Origin of the sequence: Streptomyces sp. NPDC087263 (assembly GCF_044744645.1) — a bacterium.
Lineage (GTDB): Bacteria > Actinomycetota > Actinomycetes > Streptomycetales > Streptomycetaceae > Streptomyces.
This window is the reverse complement of sequence record NZ_JBIUYT010000002.1, coordinates 214,798-232,390: the sequence shown is the minus strand read 5'-3', so window position 1 is coordinate 232,390 and position 17,593 is coordinate 214,798. Positions and strand designations below refer to the sequence as shown.

Genomic DNA, 17,593 nt, shown 5'->3' with positions numbered 1-17,593 from the left:
CACACATCATCCGGTGAAGGACATCCACTCATGACGACGCCCACGATCGAGCTCAAGCCCTCTTCGCAGCCCCGCTCCGCCGCGGAGCGCGAGGCGATCCTTGCCAGCCCCGGGTTCGGCCGCTACTTCACCGACCACATGGTGACCATCAAGTGGACCGAGGGCCGCGGCTGGCACGACGGCCAGCTCGTCCCGTACGGCCCGCTCTCCCTCGACCCGGCGAACATGACCCTGCACTACGCGCAGGAGATCTTCGAGGGCCTGAAGGCGTACCGGCAGCCGGACGGCTCCGTCGCCACCTTCCGCCCCGACATGAACGCCAAGCGCTTCCAGTCCTCGGCCCGCCGCCTGGGCATGCCGGAGCTGCCGGTCGAGACGTTCATCGAAGCGTGCGACGTGCTCGTCCAGCAGGACAGGGCCTGGGTCCCGGCGCACGGCGGGGAGGAGTCCCTCTACCTCCGCCCGTTCATGATCGCGACCGAGGTCGGCCTGGGTGTGAAGCCCGCCAACGAGTACCTCTTCCTCGTCATCGCGTCCCCCGCGGGCGCGTACTTCCCGGGCGGCGTGCAGCCCGTGTCCATCTGGCTCTCCGAGGACCGCGTGCGCGCCGTCCCGGGTGGCGTGGGCGACGCCAAGACCGGCGGCAACTACGCCGCCTCCCTGCTCGCCCAGGCCGAGGCCGCCGCCAAGGGCTGCGCCCAGGTCGCCTACCTCGACGCCGTCGAGCACAAGTGGGTCGAGGAACTCGGCGGCATGAACCTGTACTTCGTGTACGGCGACAAGATCGTCACCCCCGAGCTGACCGGCTCGCTCCTCGCCGGCGTCACCCGCGACTCGCTCCTCACCGTCGCCCGCGACCTGGGCTACGCGTCCGAAGAGGGCCGTATCTCCATCGAACAGTGGCAGCGCGACTCCGAGAACGGCACTCTCACGGAGGTCTTCGCCTGCGGTACCGCCGCCGTCATCACCCCCGTCGGCACGGTCAAGCGCACCGGTGCGCAGTGGCAGCAGTCGGGCGGCGAGCCCGGCCCCGTCACCCTGAAGCTGCGCGAGGCACTCCTCGACATCCAGCGCGGTGTCAGCGAGGACGCGCACGGCTGGATGCACCTTCTCGGCTGACGGTGTTGTCCTGAACCCGGCCCCTCGAAAGGGGGCCGGGAAGCGCCCCAGCGGGGTGCGGGGAACTGCGCGCCCAGCCACGACGGACCCGCCGGCAACGCACCGGCCGCTCAGCGCCCACCTTCGGCGCGGGCCAGTTCCTGCCCGGCCGTCCCCCGCTGCGCCACCCGCTTCGGCGACAGCGCGAGGTACACCACACCGCCGACGCTCCCCGACAGCAGGAAGCCGCAGTCCACTCCGCCCGTCAGGGCGAGCAGCGGCCCCTCGTACGAGGGAAGCGACACGGCCAGGAGTCCGACAACCGCGCCGAGCGCCCACGCCACCACGGCCTGGACGTTCCAGCCGCGCCGGTACCAGTAGATCCCGCCCCGCGAGCGGCGGTTGAAGACCTGGAGGGCGTCCGGGTCGTACACACCGCGGCAGCGGGCGAAGCCGATGAGGGTGATGACGGCCCACGGGGTGCCGATGGCGGTGAGGAGCAGGACGAAGGAGGTCATCGCGTCCTGCGCGCTGGAGGCGTAGTGCCCGGCGAAGACACACGCCGTGGCGACGGCGGCGACCGCGAGTGTGGCGTGGGCACGCGAGGCCCGCGGGAGGATCGCGTCCAGGTCGAGGCCCATCGAGTAGAGCATCAGGCCCGCGTTGCCGACCGAGCCCGCGGAGGCGGCAAGCAGCAGCGGGACCAGGTACCAGGTGGGGGAGGCCGTCACGAGCGGTCCCGCGTAGTCGAGGGCCGCGCGGGCCGCGTACGCCGTGAAGGTGCCGAAGAGCTGGGGGACCAGGAGTCCGACGGTCAGGCCCAGCCAGGTGGCGTGCAGGACCTTGCGGGAGGAGTGGCGGGACGGGGAGATGTAGCGCGTGTAGTCGCCGAGGAGGGTGATGAACGCGATGGGGCCCGACAGGCCCGCCGCCACCGCCGCGAGCAACCAGGTCGGCCAGAAGGAGCCGAGCAGATAGCCGCCGGCCTCCGGGAGCGCGGCGGTCGTGAACTGCGGGGCGTACGCGATCACGCCCACGACCAGCAGGGCCGTCATGCCGATCGCCAGGACGCGGGACATGGCGAGCAGCACGCGGTAGCCGTACACCGCGCCCGCCACTGTCGCCGCTGCGAGCAGCCCGTAGATCACGCCGTACGAGATGCCGTTGGCCGGCAGTCCGAACAGCCGGTTGAGCACGCCCGCCAGCACGTCGCCGCCGATCCAGACGGTCAGCGTGGTGTAGCCGAGGGCGAGCAGCAGGCCGACGACCGAGCCGACCAGCCGTCCGCGCACGCCGAACTGGGCGCCGGAGGACGTGGAGAGGTTCGTCGCGGTGCGCAGGGAGACCAGGGCGAGCGGAGCGGTGATCGCCGTGCCGACGACCGTGCCCGCCACGATCGAGCCGACCGAGGCCCACCAGCCGAGCCCGAAGGAGGCCGGCAGCCAGCCGAAGATGATCACGCCGAGACAGAGGTTGGAGCCGAGCAGGATCGACACGAGGTCGCGAGGGCCGCTGGTGCGCTCCTCGTCGGGGATGGTGTCGACGCCGCGCTGTTCCACCGGCATGGTGGGCCTCCCGTTCTTAGAGTGACGCTCAATGTGAACCTGGAATGGCCGACGCGTCAACCCTTCCGGAGATGGGTTTTGCGGTTTAGAGTGGTGCTCTAAGAGAGGGATGTGAGATGAGGCTGACCCCGACGGAACGTGACCGGTTGCTGCTGTTCTCGGCAGCCGAACTGGCCCGGGCCCGCAAGGCTCGGGGTCTGAAGCTCAATGTGCCGGAGGCCACCGCGCTCATCGCGGACACCGTCTGCGAGGCCGCCCGGGACGGGAGGCGGCTGGCCGAGGCCATCGAGTGCGCCCGCTCCGTACTCGGCCCGGGCGACGTGCTGCCGGGCGTCGCCGACGTCGTCACCGAGGTGCACGTCGAGGCGGTCTTCGACGACGGTTCGCGTCTTGCGGTCGTCAGCGACCCCATCGGCGGCGGCCTCGGGGATCAGGCTCCGGGCGCGCTGCTGCCCGGGCCGACGCACGCCGAACCGGCCGCCGTGCTGCGGCTGCTCGTCACGAACACCGCGACCGTGCCCGTCTCCGTCACCTCCCACTTCCACTTCTTCGAGGTCAACCCGCGCCTCGACTTCCCACGAGCGGCGGCCTACGGGATGCGGTTGTCCGTCCCGGCCGGATCGTCCGTGCGGTTCGGCCCCGGCGAGAGCGTCGAGGTAGGGCTGCTGCCCATCGGCGGCGAGCGGATCGCGATCGGGTTCGCCGGTCTGGTCGACGGGCCGCTGGACGCGCCGGGGGCGAAGGAAGAGGCGCTGCGCAGGGCCGCCGCCTGCGGGTATCTCGGAACCGATGGAGCTGGGCAACGATGAATCCGTACGAGTACGCCGCCACCCACGGCCCGCGCGCGGGCGACCGCGTTCGCCTGGGTGACTCGGGGCTCACGATCCGCGTCGAGTCCGACGCCCAGAAGTACGGTGACGAGTTCCTCGCCGGCTTCGGCAAGACCGCCCGCGACGGGCTGCACCTCAAGGCCGCCGCCGTTCGTGACACCTGCGACGTCGTGATCAGCAACGTGGTGGTGATCGACGCGGCGCAGGGGATCCGGAAGGTCTCCATCGGCATCCGCGAGGGACGGATCTGCTCCATCGGACGGGCCGGTAACCCCGACACCCTCGACGGCGTCGACGTCGTGGTCGGCACGGGGACGTCCATCGTGTCCGGCGAAGGACTCATCGCCACCGCCGGCGCCGTCGACACGCACGTCCACCTGCTGTCGCCGCGCATCATGGAGGCCTCGCTCGCCTCCGGGGTGACCACGATCATCGGCCAGGAGTTCGGCCCGGTGTGGGGCGTCGGCGTCAACTCGCCCTGGGCGCTGCGGCACGCCTTCAACGCCTTCGACGCCTGGCCGGTCAACATCGGCTTCCTGGGCCGGGGTTCGTCGTCCTCGGACGCCCCGCTGATCGAGGCACTGGCCGAAGGCGGCGCGTCCGGCTTCAAGGTCCACGAGGACATGGGCGCCCACACCCGCGCGCTGGACACGGCCTTGCGTGTCGCCGAGGAGTACGACGTCCAAGTCGCCCTGCACAGCGACGGGCTGAACGAATGCCTGTCGGTCGAGGACACCCTCCGCGTGCTCGAAGGACGCACCATCCACGCCTTCCACATCGAGGGATGCGGCGGCGGACACGTGCCGAATGTGCTGAAAATGGCGGGAGTCGCGAACGTCATCGGCTCCTCCACCAACCCCACCCTGCCCTTCGGCCGGGACGCGGTCGCCGAGCACTACGGAATGATCGTCTCCGTCCACGACCTGAAGACCGACCTGCCCGGCGACGCCGCCATGGCCCGCGACCGGATCCGGGCCGGCACGATGGGCGCCGAGGACGTGCTGCACGACCTGGGCGCGATCGGCATCACCTCCTCGGACGCGCAGGGCATGGGCCGGGCGGGCGAGACCGTACGCCGGACGTTCGCGATGGCCGGGAAGATGAAGGCCGAGTTCGGTGCTCCCGGGGATCACGACAACGAGCGCGTGCTGCGTTACATCGCCAAGCTGACGATCAACCCCGCCATCGCGCACGGCCTTTCGCACGAGATCGGCTCCCTGGAGGTCGGCAAGCTCGCCGACATCGTGCTCTGGCGGCCCGAGTACTTCGGCGCCAAACCGCAGCTCGTCCTGAAGTCCGGCTTCCCGGCGTACGGCGTCGTCGGCGATCCGAACGCGGCCACCGACACCTGCGAACCCCTCGTCCTGGGACCGCAGTTCGGGGCGCACGGCTCGACCCCCGCCGACATCTCGGTGGCCTTCGTCGCACAGGCGGCGCTCGACCAGGGCAACGACCTGATGCCCACCCGCCGCCGACGCGTCGCCGTCCGTGGCACGCGCGGCATCGGCCCGGCCGACCTGCGCCTCAACTCCCGTACCGGAGCCGTCGACGTCGACCAGCGCACCGGCCTGGTCACCCTCGACGGCGACCCGATCCGCTCCGAGCCCGCCGACTCGGTCTCCCTCAACCGCCTGTACTTCCTGTGAGGACCTCCCCCATGAACACGCCTGCCGACGACGGCTTCCGGATGCCCGCCGAGTGGACCCCGCACGAGCGCACCTGGATGGCGTGGCCGGGTCCCAACCCCACCTTCGAAGACCCCGGCGACCTCGCCGAGTCGCGTGCGGCATGGGCGGCGGTGGCCCGGGCGATCCGCCGCTTCGAACCGGTGACCGTGGTGTGCGGCCCCGGGCAGTCCGCGGCGGCCCGCGAGCTCCTCGGCCCGGGCATCGACACCGTCGAACGCGACCTCGACGACGCCTGGATGCGTGACATCGGCCCCACCTTCCTCAGCAACGGGAAGGGCGAACTCGCCGCCGTGGACTGGACGTTCAACGGCTGGGGCGCCCAGCACTGGGCCCGCTGGGAGCACGACGCGAAGATCGGCGCGTACGTCTCGGACCTCGCGGGGGCACGGACGTACGCCTCGAAGCTCGTCAACGAGGGCGGCGCGATCCATGTCGACGGCGAGGGGACCGTCCTGCTCACCGAGACCGTGCAGCTCGGCCCCGAGCGCAACCCGGACTGGACCCGCGAGCAGGTCGAGGCGGAGATCCACGCCCATCTCGGCACCCGCAAGGCGATCTGGCTGCCGCGCGGACTGACCGGCGACTATCCGCCGTACGGCTTCGGCACGCTCGGCCATGTCGACATCGTCGCGGCGTTCGCGCGCCCGGGTGTCGTCGTCGCGCACTCCCAGCCGGACCCGGCGCACCCCGACCACGAGGTCAGCAAGGAGATCGTCGGCCTGCTCAAGGGGCAGACCGACGCGCGGGGCCGCAGGCTGGAGGTCGTCGAGGTCCCCGCCCCGACGGTCCTGGAAGCGGACGGACACTGGGCCGACTACTCCTACATCAACCACTACCTCTGCAACGGCGGCGTGGTCCTCTGCGGCTTCGACGACCCGCGTGACGAGATCGCGGCCGGCATCTTCCGCCGACTGTTCCCCGAACGGACGGTCACGCTGGTGGACGCACGTACGATCTTTGCCGGGGGCGGAGGCATCCACTGCATCACCCAGCAGCAGCCGAAGATCTAGGGAGGCGGGCGATGGCCGGTGCGCGCAGGAACGCGCCCCCGCGTGAGGACGTGCTCGCCGCGGCCATGGACATGATCGCCGAGCGCGGTCTGGAGAAGCTCACCATGGCGGCGCTCGGCCGCGAGGTCGGCATGAGCAGCGGCCACCTCCTCTACTACTTCCGCTCCAAGGACGAACTGCTGCTGCGGACCCTGGAGTGGAGCGAGGGCCGCCTAGGCGCCGAGCGAAGCCGACTGCTGGCCGCACGCGGAACCGCCCGCGAACGCCTCGACGCATACGTCGACCTGTACGTCCCCGGCGGCCACCGCGACCCGCACTGGACCCTCTGGCTCGAGGTCTGGAACCGCTCGCAGAACGCCGACGACGACGCCCGTGAACGGCAGGTCGCCATCGAGAGCGCCTGGCACCGGGACCTGGTGGCCCTGCTCGCCGAAGGCGTCTCGCACGGCGAGTTCCGCCCCGTCGACCCGGACCGCTTCGCCGCCCGACTGCGCGCCCTCCTCGACGGCTTCTCCATCCATGTGGCGATCGGCCTGCGCGGTACCGACCGGGGGCAGATTCTCGGCCACGTACGGGAGTTCCTGGACGAGGGACTCCTCCCGGACGCCTGATCAACCGCCCGGGTTGTACGCAATACGGGGGATTGACCCGGTAGTGGGTGGTGCGTTTGCATCCAGGTGTGCCCTTGGCACGGGGCCGGGGGGCGACACGATTCCAGGGGGAAATCATGTGGAGAGCCGCAGGTGTGTCGGGCGTTGGCTTAGGGGTGACGCTGCTCCTCGCACTCACCGCGCCGACCGCGTCCGCCACACCGCATGCACCTCATACGCCCACGGTGGAGAGGGTGAGCACGGCCGCCGACGGCAGCCAGGCCGACGGAGAGTCGAACGGCGCCGCGATCAGCGCCGACGGTCGCCACATCGCGTTCACGTCCACCGCGCCGAGCTTCGGCTGCGCGGATTTCTCCATGTGCCTGCTCACGAAGGACCTGACCGACGGCGAGGTCACCACGATCGACAGCGGCAGCGGCTACACATATGGCTCGCCCGTGCCGAGCGCCGACGGGAGCCGAATCGGCTACACCGCGGGCACCCGGTTCCTGGCCCCGTACCTGTACGACCGAGCCACCGGCAGTTCGGAGAAGCTGTGGCCCGAGAACCCGCCCGGTTTCAACGAGTTGGGTCGCGTGCAGTCGATCAGTCCGGACGGCACGCACGTCGCGTACACCATCGGCAACCGCAACGGCTCGGAGAACTTCAGGCTGTTGTACGTCCGCGACACGGCCACCGGCGCCGACGAGCTGATCTCACCGGCCGAGGAAGGCGACAAGGCCGGGGCCTCGGTGAGTGGCGACGGCGAGCGGGTCGCGTACGCCGTCCGCAGCGACTCCGAGGAGGACCCGGTCGACGTCTTCGTCGAGGACCGGGCGACGGGCGAGCGGACCCAGGTCGACAAGGATCTCGGCGTCGCCGACCTGGTCCGCATCACCGCAGACGGCCGCCGTGTTCTCCTCAACGCCGAGGGCGGTGTGTACATCCACGACCTCCGCACGGGCGAATCGCGGCGCGTTGCCGAGGGGACCGGCTTCTCGGCCACGGCGGACGGCCGGTACGCCGTAGTCGCGGGCGAGGACGGCGAGCGGGTGCGGGACCTGCGGACGGGGCTGCGCGGGGCCGCCCTCCCGCCGAGCGCCCAGTCAACAGACGACGTGCTGACCGCCAACGGGCGTGCGGTGGCGTTCAGTTCGACGGCGTCCCACTTGGTGCCGGGTGACACCAACAGGGAGTGGGACGTGTTCGTCTTCTCGGGCGCGCTCCGGGAGAACCCGGAACCGATGCCCTCCGTCACCGAACGGATCAGTGTGACGCCGGACGGGCGGCAGCTGCCCGGGGCGTCCTACGACCCGGCGATGGGGGAGGGCAAGGTCGTCGCCTTCACCTCGCAGGGGGCCGACGACCCGAAGGACACGAACGTGTTCGTCCTGGCGGGCGGCGCGGTCTCCTCGGTCAACTCCAGTGCACAGGGCCCGTCCCACGAGGGCACGCCCTGCTACAGCGGACGCATGGTCGGCTACGTGGCCCCGCTCGAATCCGACGGTGCCCCCGGCGTCCACATACGCAACCGCTCGGTCGGCAAGCTGACCGGCCTGGGCTCCTACCAGGGCGTCCGCTTCACCTGGATGGGACAGCCCAGCGTGGACCCCAGCTGCCAGTGGATCACCTACGCCGCCACGCTGCCCGCCACCGACGCCGACCCGCACCCGCAACCCCGCGTCTACCGTTTCAGGTTCAACGGCGGCACCACCGACGTGGTCAGCGCGCCCACGGGCGAGGCGGCGGGCAACCCGTCGATCAACGAAGGCGGCCGGTACATCGCCTTCGAGCAGGGCGGCAGCATTTACGTCCGCGACCTGGACACCGGTGAATTGGAGAAGGTCAGCAGCAGCTCCTCGGCTCCCTCGATCAGCGCGGACGGACGCAAGGTCGCCTTCCAGCAGGGCCGGAACGTCTACGTCCATGACCTCGACGCCGGGACCACGACCGGGGTCAAAGGCGCGGAGCCCTCGCTTTCCGGGGACGGCGCGCAGGTCGCGTACACCTCGGGCCGTTCCGTGTATCTGCTCGAACTCGCCACCGGTAAAAGTCAGTTGATCAGTGTCGACCGTTGGGGCGGTCGCAATGACCTACCGGCAAGGCACCCATCCGTCAACGCCGACGGCACCGTCGTCGCGTTCGAGTCGGCATCACCCGATCTGGTGGAAGGGGACACCAACGGGGTGCCGGACGTCTTCCTGAGGACAGTGCAGTGACAACGACCAACCACGGGGGATTGACCATGCACAGCAGCACAACGCACCGCCGCGTCGCTCTGGCGGCCACCGTCGTCGCGCTCGCCGCCACAACGGCGCTCACCGGACCCACGGCGAGCGCCGCACCCGGCGCTCCGCGCACCGAGAAGGCGAGCGTGGCCCCGGACGGCACGGACGGCAACGCCCCCTCCGGTGGGGGGAGCATCAGCGCGGACGGCCGCTACCTGGCCTTCGTCTCCTCCGCCGACAACCTTGTCGCGGGCGACACCAACGGGCTGGCCGACGCCTTCGTACGCGACCTGAAGACCGGCACCACCCGCCTGGCGAGCAACAGGGCGGACGGCAGCCCTGGGGACGGCCACGTCCTGGACGTCTCTTTGAGCGCCGACGGCCGGTATCTGGCGTTCACCTCCAATCCCACCTACGACACCGCCGACAACCATGTCTGGGTGAAGGACCTGAAGACCGGCGCCCTCCAGCGGGTCGACGACACCGTCGCCCCGGGCTACAGCGCGGCGAGCAGCCCGGCCCTCAGCGCCGATGGCCGCTATCTCGCCTTCCTCGCCCTGAACACGGGTGAGGCGCCGGCCGGAGACAACTCCAACCGGGCCTACCGCGTCGACCTCGTCACCGGCAAGACCGTCCGGATCAGCCAGGTGCCCGGTGTGGGCGTCTGGAAGTCCGCCGCCGCCTATCCCTCCATCAGCGCGGACGGCAGCCGGGTCGGCTACATGTTCTTCGTCCCGCACCCCTTCCCGGGCGACTGGAGCGACGCCTACGTCCGTGATGTGCGAAGCGGCGAGCTGTTCCAGATCGACAAGGCGCCGGACGGCAGGGTGTCCGACGCGCAGACCGAGTCACCGCAGGTCAGCGCCGACGGGCGGTACGCGGTGTTCAACTCGCTGGACTCGCAGCTGACGCCGGGCGACACCAACAACGCCCACAACGTCTTCATCCGAGACCTGAAGACGGGAGAACTGCGCAGCATCGACGCCGCCGACCCGGCCGCCAGCTCCGGCGCCGCGTCGCTCAGTGCCGACAGCCGGTACCTCGCCTACCTTTCCACCGACCTGCGTGATCCCGACCGCACCGGGCAGGTGTACGTGCGCGATCTGCGGACCGGGCACACGGTTGTGGTGAACCCCAACACCCAAGGCGGAAACAGCCAGGCGGCGGTGTTCGACCTGGCGATCGACCGGCACGGCCGCCAGGTCGCCTTCAGCAGCTGGGGCACCGACCTCGTGCCCGGTGACACCTACGACACCACCCACGTCTACGTCCGTCACCTGAGGTGATCGACCGCATCCTGAGACAACGGTGAGCGAGGCGCGGGGGCTGTGCCAGACTGCCCCCGTGCTCTCGTTCGCCACGATTATTGGCAGCAGGCGCGCCGGTCCGCAGTGACCGCCACGTACCACCACGTACGGGCGGGCACCGTCGTCTTCGACCCGCGCGCAGACCTCTCGCACCCGCGAGGGGTTTTTCGTTTTCCTGGCCCACCCCAAGCCGGGAAAGGAGCGCGAGGGATCATTGGAGGACGGTGGATCCGGTCATTCCGGTACAGACCGAGATCCAAACCTCAGGAGCCAGACACCATGACGGACACCAGCGAACTCGACGATTCGTTCCACGTCTTCGACACGACCCTGCGCGACGGCGCGCAGCGCGAGGGCATCAACCTCACCGTGGCGGACAAGCTGGCCATCACCCGGCACCTGGACGACTTCGGGGTGGGCTTCATCGAGGGCGGCTGGCCCGGTGCCAACCCGCGTGACACCGAGTTCTTCGCCCGCGCCCAGCAGGAGATCGACTTCAAGCACGCCCAGCTGGTCGCCTTCGGCGCGACCCGCCGCGCCGGAGCCAAGGCTTCCGAGGACCCACAGGTCAAGGCGCTCCTCGACTCCGGCGCCCAGGTGATCACCCTGGTCGCGAAGTCCCACGACCGCCATGTCGAGCTCGCGCTCCGCACCACCCTCGACGAGAACCTGGAGATGGTCCGCGACACGGTCTCCCACCTGCGCTCCCAGGGCCGCCGCGTCTTCGTCGACTGCGAGCACTTCTTCGACGGCTACCGCGCGAACCCCGAGTACGCCAAGGCCGTCGTCCGCGCCGCCTGGGAGGCGGGCGCCGACGTGGTCGTCCTCTGCGACACCAACGGCGGCATGCTCCCGGCCCAGGTCCAGGCGGTCGTCGCCACCGTCCTCGCCGACACCGGCGCCCGGCTCGGCATGCACGCCCAGGACGACACGGGCTGCGCGGTCGCCAACACGCTGGCCGCCGTCGACGCGGGCGCCACGCACGTCCAGTGCACGGCGAACGGCTACGGCGAGCGGGTCGGCAACTCCAACCTGTTCCCGGTCGTGGCGGCCCTGGAGCTGAAGTACGGCAAGAAGGTGCTCCCGGAAGGCGCCCTGCGCGAGATGACGCGCATCTCCCACGCCATCGCCGAGGTGGTGAACCTGACCCCCTCCACGCACCAGCCGTACGTCGGTGTCTCCGCCTTCGCCCACAAGGCCGGCCTGCACGCCTCCGCGATCAAGGTCGACCCGGACCTGTACCAGCACATCGACCCCGAGCTGGTCGGCAACACCATGCGGATGCTGGTCTCCGACATGGCGGGCCGCGCCTCCATCGAACTCAAGGGCAAGGAGCTCGGCGTCGACATCAGCGGCGACCGCGAGCTGGTCGGCCGGGTCGTCGCCCGCGTCAAGGAGCGCGAGCTCCAGGGCTACACCTACGAGGCGGCCGACGCGTCCTTCGAGCTGCTGCTCCGTGAGGAGGCCGAGGGCCGCGCCCGCAAGTACTTCCGCGTCGAGTCCTGGCGCGCCATCGTCGAGGACCGCCCCGACGGCAGCCACGCCAACGAGGCCACGGTCAAGCTCTTCGCCAAGGGCGAGCGCATCGTCGCCACCGCCGAGGGCAACGGCCCGGTCAACGCCCTCGACCGCGCCCTACGCGTAGCCCTCGAAAAGCTCTACCCCCAACTCGCCAAGCTGGAGCTCGTCGACTACAAGGTCCGCATCCTGGAGGGAAAACACGGCACCCAGTCCACCACCCGCGTCCTCATCTCCACCTCCGACGGTGCGGGGGAGTGGTCGACGGTCGGCGTCGGGGAGAACGTGATCGCGGCGTCCTGGCAGGCACTGGAGGACGCGTGCACGTACGGTCTGCTGCGGGCGGGGGTCGAGCCGGCGGAGTAGACATTCTCAGCCCGTCCGGCGTTTGAGGACGAGGCCGTTCAGGCCGATGCGGGGGTCTGGGGGCGGTAGCCCCCAGGGGTAAGGGACGGGCAGGGGCGGAGGGGGCGAAAAACCCACCCCCGCCCCTGCGGGGCCCGCACCCCCTACTGCAGATGCCACTTCTGGTTGGCAGCCCCCGTGCAGGTCCAGATCTGCGCCCGAGCCCCGTTCGCCGACGAATTCCCGGTCACATCAATGCACTTGTTGGCCGCGGTATTGACGACATCCCCGGTGGTGGAGTTGTACGTCCACCGCTGAGCCCCCGTACCGTTGCAGTCGTAGAGCTGAAGCTGCGCCCCATCAGCAGTGGACGCCGACACCACGTCAAGGCACTTCCCGAGCGCCTGAACCGACCCGTCGGCCTTGACCGTCCAGGTCTGCGCGGTCGACCCGTTGCAGTCGTAGAGCTGCACGGCGGACCCGTTGGCCGACGAACCACCGGCCACATCAAGGCACTTACCGGCAAGTCCCACAAAGGCCCCGCTCTGGTCGCCGCCACCGGCCTGCGTCCCGGACCAGGTGAACGTCGCCGAGGTCTTGCCGGGCAGCGAGTAAGTCGCGTGCTGTCCACCCCAGTTGATGGTCACCGTCTTCGCGGTGGACGCGTCGTTGTACGCGATCAGCGCCTTCGACCCGTCCGGGTTGCGCCACGCGACGTTGGGCACGGACGTACTCGCCGTGGAGGCGATCCGCTGCGCGCCCGGCTTCACGAACTTCGTGAGGTGCCCCATCGTGTAGTACTCGATGGTGTAGTCGACCTGCCCGCTCTGTGCGTCGCCGTTGTGGACGGTGACAAGCCCGGTGCAGGTGCCGCAACCACCGTTGTGCGGCCCCATGTTCTGGTCCACGGCCAGCGACCACTTCGTCACCGACTTCGCCCAGTTCCGGGTGTAGTCGACGATGTTGAGCATGTCCTCACGCTGCTGGTTGGCGATCCAGGTACCACCGGAGTGCTCGGTTCCGAAGGCGTCGAGCGTGGGGTACTGGTTGTGGACGGTGGTCTGCTTGGTGACGTCGCCGCCATAGCCGTGCCAGGCGACCCCGCCGAAGTTCGGATGCGTGCGGACCGCCGCGTCGTCGACCGTCGAGGCGGCGTACGAGTCGTACACGTCCCAGTTCCAGTCATGCGCGAGCACCTTGGTCGACAGCCCCGCCGCCTGGAGCTTCGGCAGCAGCTCGCTCTTGGTGAAGTAGGCGAGCCCGGAGGCGTTCCAGCTCATCGAGGGGTACCCGGAACAACACGTCGGCTCGTTCTGCACGGTGACGTACGAGACGGGCACACCCTGAGCCTGGTACGCCTGGAGGTACTTCACGAAGTACGAGGCGTACGCCGCGTAGGAATCCGACTTCAGCCAGCCGCCGTTGAGCGACCCGCTGTCCTTCATCCAGGCGGGCGCCGTCCACGGCGAGGCCATCACGGTCAGTGACGGATTGAGCTGACGTGCCTGCTTGGTCAACGGTACGACGTCCGCCAGGTCGTGTGCGATGGAGAACTGGGCGAGCGTCGGGTCCGTCTGCCCGGCCGGCACGTCGTCGTAGGAGTACCCGTACCGCGCGAGGTCCGAGGCACCCATCGGATTGCGTACGAACGACAGCCCGATCCCGTCCGTCGGCGAGAACAGCTTCGTCATCGCGGCGTCACGCTGGGCCTGCGTCAGCGCCCCGCTGCTGTTCATCAGCCAGGCGGCGGTGTCGGTGAAGGAAGCACCGCCGCCGGTGAACGTCTGGTAGCGGGTGTTCTCGTCCACGGTGATGTTGTCGCCGGTTCCGCCACTGCCGGCCGTGAAGGCGAAGGGAGTTTGCGGCTGCAATCCGCGTGTGACATGGCGGCCGCCGGTGTCGTCCGTGGTGGTCAGGTAGGCGGTGACCTGCTCGCCCGCCGCGTGGGCGGGCACGGTGCCCACGGCGCCGAGTCCGGCCGTCGTCAGCAGCCCGGCGAGGAGCAGCCGGGCCGTCCGGCCGGTTCGCCTCAGGCTCCTCGGGGATCTGGTCGTGCTGGTGGTGCTCATCGGCGCGCAGCCCTTCTGGGGGTGGGGGATGGGGGCGTGCGAGGCGTGAGTAAATGACGGCAGCGGGCGCGAGTCAAGGGGTTGCGCGTTCAAAGATTGAAGGAACAACTCTCCTGATCCAGCCGGGTATTACCCGTGTACCGGTTCTGACGTGAAGTCTTGACGGCCTGCCGGGACGCCAGTTAACTCACGGCGTGATCTAAGTCGTAAGAGTACTGAAGAGCACTGAAGAGAGCACTGAAGAGCACCGACGAGTACTCAGTACACCGAAGAGGGTTTGACACACGAACCAAGAGGATCAACGAGAGTCGAGGGAAGGTCCATGCGAAGAACCGCCCTGCTCGTTTCCGCCGCCTTGCTCACCGGGCTGCTGCCCCTGGCCTCCGCGTCAGCCGCCGCTCAGGCCGACGACCCGTCTCCTGTCCCCGTCGACACCTTCGAGGGCGAGGTCCCGTTCGCGAATCCGCCCGTCGAAGGCCTCTTCACATGGGGCGGCGACACCGACGATCCGCCCCAACTGGCCCTGACCGCCCGGGCCGACGCCCCCGAGGGCGCCAAGGTCCTCACCGGCACCTACGACATCAGCGGCTACGGCGGTTACAGCCACGACTTCGCCTCCGGACAGCCGGCCCATGACTGGTCCGCGCACAAGGGCATCCGCTTCTGGTGGGACGGCCAGAACAACGGCAAGAAGATCCCCTTCGAGATCAAGGACGGCGGCGCGAACGGCGCGGCCTCCGAATTGTGGACGACATCCTTCACGGACGACTTCACCGGCTGGAAACAGATCGAGATCCCCTTCGCGGACTTCGCCTATCGCACGGACTATCAGCCAGTGGGCGGCATCGACCACATCCTCGGCCTCACCGAGATGTGGGGCTACTCCCTCACCCTCCCCGTCGGCCTCAAGGCCCAGTTCGCCATCGACGGCGTGGAGTTGTACGGCACCGCCGACCAGTCACTGCGCGCGAGCGTCCTCACCGACTCCACGGTCTACCCGGTCAAGGAGGGCGGCAGGGCCGACGTCAAGGTCTCCGTCGCCACCACCGGCGCCGTCCCGCTCGACGAGCCGGTGACCGTCGCCTACGAGACGGCCGGCGGCACCGCCGACTCCGGCAAGGACTACAAGCCCGTCAAGGGCTCGGTCACCTTCCCGGCGGGCACGGCCTCAGGCGCCTCGCGCACCGTCTCCGTGACCACCGTCAAGGACAGGTCCGGGGAATCCGCCGAGACGATCCCCCTGAATCTGACGGTCACCGGAGCCAAGGCCCCGGTCGGGACCCCGCAGGTTGTCATCGACGCCCACGGACTTCCGTACCTGGACCCGAAGTTGTCCGTGAACAAGCGCGTCGCCGACCTCGTCTCCCGGCTGTCCCTGGAGGAGAAGGCCGGGCAGATGACCCAGGCCGAGCGCAACGCGCTCACCTCGCAGAGCGACATCGCGACGTACGACCTCGGCTCGCTCCTCTCCGGCGGCGGCTCGACCCCCACGCCCAACACCGCAGAGGCGTGGGCGAAGATGATCGACTCCTTCCAACTCCAGGCGCAGGCAACGCGGTTCCAGATCCCGCTGATCTACGGCGTGGACGCGGTGCACGGCCACAACAACCTCGTCGGCGCGACGGTCATGCCGCACAACATCGGCATCGGCGCCACCCGTGATCCCCAACTCGCCGAGGAGACGGGCGAGGTGACCGCCGCCGAGGTCCGTGCCACCGGCATTCCGTGGACCTTCGCGCCCTGCCTGTGCGTGACCCGCGACGAACGCTGGGGCCGTAGCTACGAGTCCTTCGGTGAGGACCCGGCCCTCGTCGAGTCCCTGGAGACGATCATCCAGGGTCTCCAGGGCCGCGCCAACGGCAAGGACCTGAGCGACAGCGACAGGGTCCTCGCCACCGCCAAGCACTTCGTGGGCGACGGCGGCACCGAGTACGGCTCGTCCACCTCGGGCTCGTACACCATCGACCAGGGCATCACCAAGGTCACGGAGCAGGAGCTGGAGGCGGTGCACCTCGCGCCGTACCAGGATGCCGTGGACCGTGGCGTGGGCTCGGTCATGCCTTCCTACTCGTCGGTCGACATCGTCGGCGACGACGCGGGCCCGGTGAAGATGCACGCCAACGCGGCGCTGATCAACGGGGTGTTGAAGGACGAGATGGGCTTCGACGGCTTCGTCATCAGTGACTGGGACGGCATCAACCAGATCCCGGGTGACTACGCCTCCGACGTCCGCACGTCCATCAACGCGGGCCTCGACATGATCATGGTTCCGTACGCGTACAAGGACTTCCACACCACGCTCATCAGCGAGGTGAACGCGGGCCGGATCAGCGAGGCGCGCGTGGACGACGCCGTATCGCGCATCCTCACGCAGAAGTTCAAGCTCGGCCTCTTCGAGCAGCCGTACGCCGACACCAGCGGCGCCTCCGACATCGGCTCGCCCGAACACCGGGCCGTGGCCCGCGAGGCGGCGGCCGAGTCGCAGGTCCTCCTCAAGAACGCGGGCAGCGTCCTGCCCCTCAAGAAGTCCCAGAAGGTCTACGTCGCCGGGTCCAACGCCGACGACATCGGCAACCAGACCGGCGGCTGGACCATCACCTGGCAGGGCTCCTCCGGCGCGATCACGGAGGGCACGACCATCCTGGAGGGACTGCGGCAGGCCGGCGGCAACGTCACCTACTCCAAGGACGCGTCGGCTTCGACCGCCGGTTACGACGTCGGTGTGGTCGTCGTCGGCGAGACCCCGTACGCCGAGGGTGTCGGCGACGTGGGCAACGGCAACGACCTCGAACTGACCGCCGCGGACAAGGCCGCCGTCGACAAGGTCTGCGGCGCCATCAAGTGCGTGGTCCTGACCGTCTCCGGACGGCCGCAGCTCGTCGGCGACCGCCTCGGTGACATCGACGCCCTCGTCGCCTCCTGGCTGCCGGGCACCGAGGGCTCCGGCGTCGCGGACGTCCTCTACGGCAAGCGTCCCTTCACCGGCCAACTCCCCGTCACCTGGCCCAAGTCCGAGTCCCAGCTGCCGATCAACGTCGGCGACACGTCGTACGATCCGCAGTTCCCGTACGGCTGGGGCCTCACGACCCTCACCAGGACACCGGAGGGTGGCACGGCGGCCCTGAAGGCCCTCGCCCTGGCCGCCAAGGCCGCCGAGCGGACGGGCTCGACCAAGGCAGGCCAGGCCGCCGTCACCAAGGCCCGCCTCCTGGTCCAGCAGAAGATCGGCACCACCATCACAGCCGCCGTCTCCAAGCCCTTCGCCGACGCCGACCACCTCCTCCTGACAGGCCGGTACGCGGACGCGGTGGCGAAACTGAGGGAGGCGTACGCGGCGACGTAGGC

At 69.6% G+C, this 17,593-nt stretch carries 11 protein-coding genes; 9 read left to right on the top strand and 2 right to left on the bottom strand.

The genetic code is table 11. The features are described 5' to 3' along the window. Positions 1–30: 30 nt before the first annotated feature. Positions 31–1,119 carry a branched-chain amino acid aminotransferase gene (locus tag ACIPC1_RS06280; RefSeq protein WP_402513756.1) on the top strand — a complete coding sequence of 363 codons (1,089 nt, stop codon included), beginning with the start codon at positions 31–33 and terminating at the stop codon, positions 1,117–1,119. A 110-nt stretch (positions 1,120–1,229) separates the two neighbouring features. Here ACIPC1_RS06280 and ACIPC1_RS06275 read toward each other — a convergent pair whose 3' ends face one another. Then, complete coding sequence (locus ACIPC1_RS06275) at positions 1,230–2,663, bottom strand: cytosine permease (RefSeq protein ID WP_402513755.1); 1,434 nt, start codon at positions 2,661–2,663, stop codon at positions 1,230–1,232. 116 nt (positions 2,664–2,779) lie between these two features. On the opposite strand from ACIPC1_RS06275, the gene ureA reads away from it, so the two are divergent. From ureA to cimA, 7 genes are all read left to right on the top strand, one after another. Beyond that, a complete protein-coding gene (gene ureA, locus ACIPC1_RS06270) occupies positions 2,780–3,472 on the top strand; it encodes an urease subunit gamma (RefSeq protein WP_402513753.1) in 693 nt (230 codons plus the stop codon). Further along, positions 3,469–5,139 carry an urease subunit alpha gene (locus ACIPC1_RS06265; RefSeq protein WP_402513751.1) on the top strand — a complete coding sequence of 557 codons (1,671 nt, stop codon included), beginning with the start codon at positions 3,469–3,471 and terminating at the stop codon, positions 5,137–5,139. Before ureA ends, ACIPC1_RS06265 begins: the two co-directional genes overlap by 4 nt. Before the next feature lie 11 nt (positions 5,140–5,150). Next, positions 5,151–6,191: an agmatine/peptidylarginine deiminase gene (locus ACIPC1_RS06260; RefSeq protein ID WP_402513748.1), complete on the top strand. Its 1,041-nt coding sequence runs from the start codon at positions 5,151–5,153 to the stop codon at positions 6,189–6,191. A gap of 11 nt (positions 6,192–6,202) precedes the next feature. Continuing rightward, positions 6,203–6,802 carry a TetR/AcrR family transcriptional regulator gene (locus ACIPC1_RS06255; protein WP_384389347.1) on the top strand — a complete coding sequence of 200 codons (600 nt, stop codon included), beginning with the start codon at positions 6,203–6,205 and terminating at the stop codon, positions 6,800–6,802. A gap of 233 nt (positions 6,803–7,035) precedes the next feature. Continuing rightward, positions 7,036–9,000, top strand: coding sequence for a TolB family protein (locus ACIPC1_RS06250; protein WP_402513744.1), 1,965 nt, complete (start codon positions 7,036–7,038; stop codon positions 8,998–9,000). Between the two features lie 26 nt (positions 9,001–9,026). After that, on the top strand, positions 9,027–10,295 hold the full coding sequence (locus tag ACIPC1_RS06245; RefSeq protein ID WP_402513743.1) for a hypothetical protein: 1,269 nt from the start codon (positions 9,027–9,029) through the stop codon (positions 10,293–10,295). A gap of 300 nt (positions 10,296–10,595) precedes the next feature. After that, positions 10,596–12,200, top strand: coding sequence for a citramalate synthase (cimA, locus tag ACIPC1_RS06240; RefSeq protein ID WP_402513740.1), 1,605 nt, complete (start codon positions 10,596–10,598; stop codon positions 12,198–12,200). A gap of 143 nt (positions 12,201–12,343) precedes the next feature. Here the strand turns inward: cimA and ACIPC1_RS06235 are convergent, their stop codons facing one another. Further along, on the bottom strand, positions 12,344–14,248 hold the full coding sequence (locus ACIPC1_RS06235; protein WP_402513738.1) for a ricin-type beta-trefoil lectin domain protein: 1,905 nt from the start codon (positions 14,246–14,248) through the stop codon (positions 12,344–12,346). A 322-nt stretch (positions 14,249–14,570) separates the two neighbouring features. Between ACIPC1_RS06235 and ACIPC1_RS06230 the strand changes: the two genes are divergently transcribed. Continuing rightward, complete coding sequence (locus ACIPC1_RS06230; protein WP_402513736.1) at positions 14,571–17,591, top strand: glycoside hydrolase family 3 protein; 3,021 nt, start codon at positions 14,571–14,573, stop codon at positions 17,589–17,591. Positions 17,592–17,593: the final 2 nt, after the last annotated feature.

Excerpts from the sequence above, each read along its gene's own strand:
- ACIPC1_RS06280 (WP_402513756.1), top strand. The coding sequence starts at position 31 with ATGACGACGCCCACGATCGAGCTCAAGCCCTCTTCGCAGCCCCGCTCC.
- ACIPC1_RS06275 (WP_402513755.1), bottom strand. The coding sequence starts at position 2,663 with ATGCCGGTGGAACAGCGCGGCGTCGACACCATCCCCGACGAGGAGCGC.
- ureA (WP_402513753.1), top strand. The coding sequence starts at position 2,780 with ATGAGGCTGACCCCGACGGAACGTGACCGGTTGCTGCTGTTCTCGGCA.
- ACIPC1_RS06265 (WP_402513751.1), top strand. The coding sequence starts at position 3,469 with ATGAATCCGTACGAGTACGCCGCCACCCACGGCCCGCGCGCGGGCGAC.
- ACIPC1_RS06260 (WP_402513748.1), top strand. The coding sequence starts at position 5,151 with ATGAACACGCCTGCCGACGACGGCTTCCGGATGCCCGCCGAGTGGACC.
- ACIPC1_RS06255 (WP_384389347.1), top strand. The coding sequence starts at position 6,203 with ATGGCCGGTGCGCGCAGGAACGCGCCCCCGCGTGAGGACGTGCTCGCC.
- ACIPC1_RS06245 (WP_402513743.1), top strand. The coding sequence starts at position 9,027 with ATGCACAGCAGCACAACGCACCGCCGCGTCGCTCTGGCGGCCACCGTC.
- cimA (WP_402513740.1), top strand. The coding sequence starts at position 10,596 with ATGACGGACACCAGCGAACTCGACGATTCGTTCCACGTCTTCGACACG.
- ACIPC1_RS06235 (WP_402513738.1), bottom strand. The coding sequence starts at position 14,248 with ATGAGCACCACCAGCACGACCAGATCCCCGAGGAGCCTGAGGCGAACC.
- ACIPC1_RS06230 (WP_402513736.1), top strand. The coding sequence starts at position 14,571 with ATGCGAAGAACCGCCCTGCTCGTTTCCGCCGCCTTGCTCACCGGGCTG.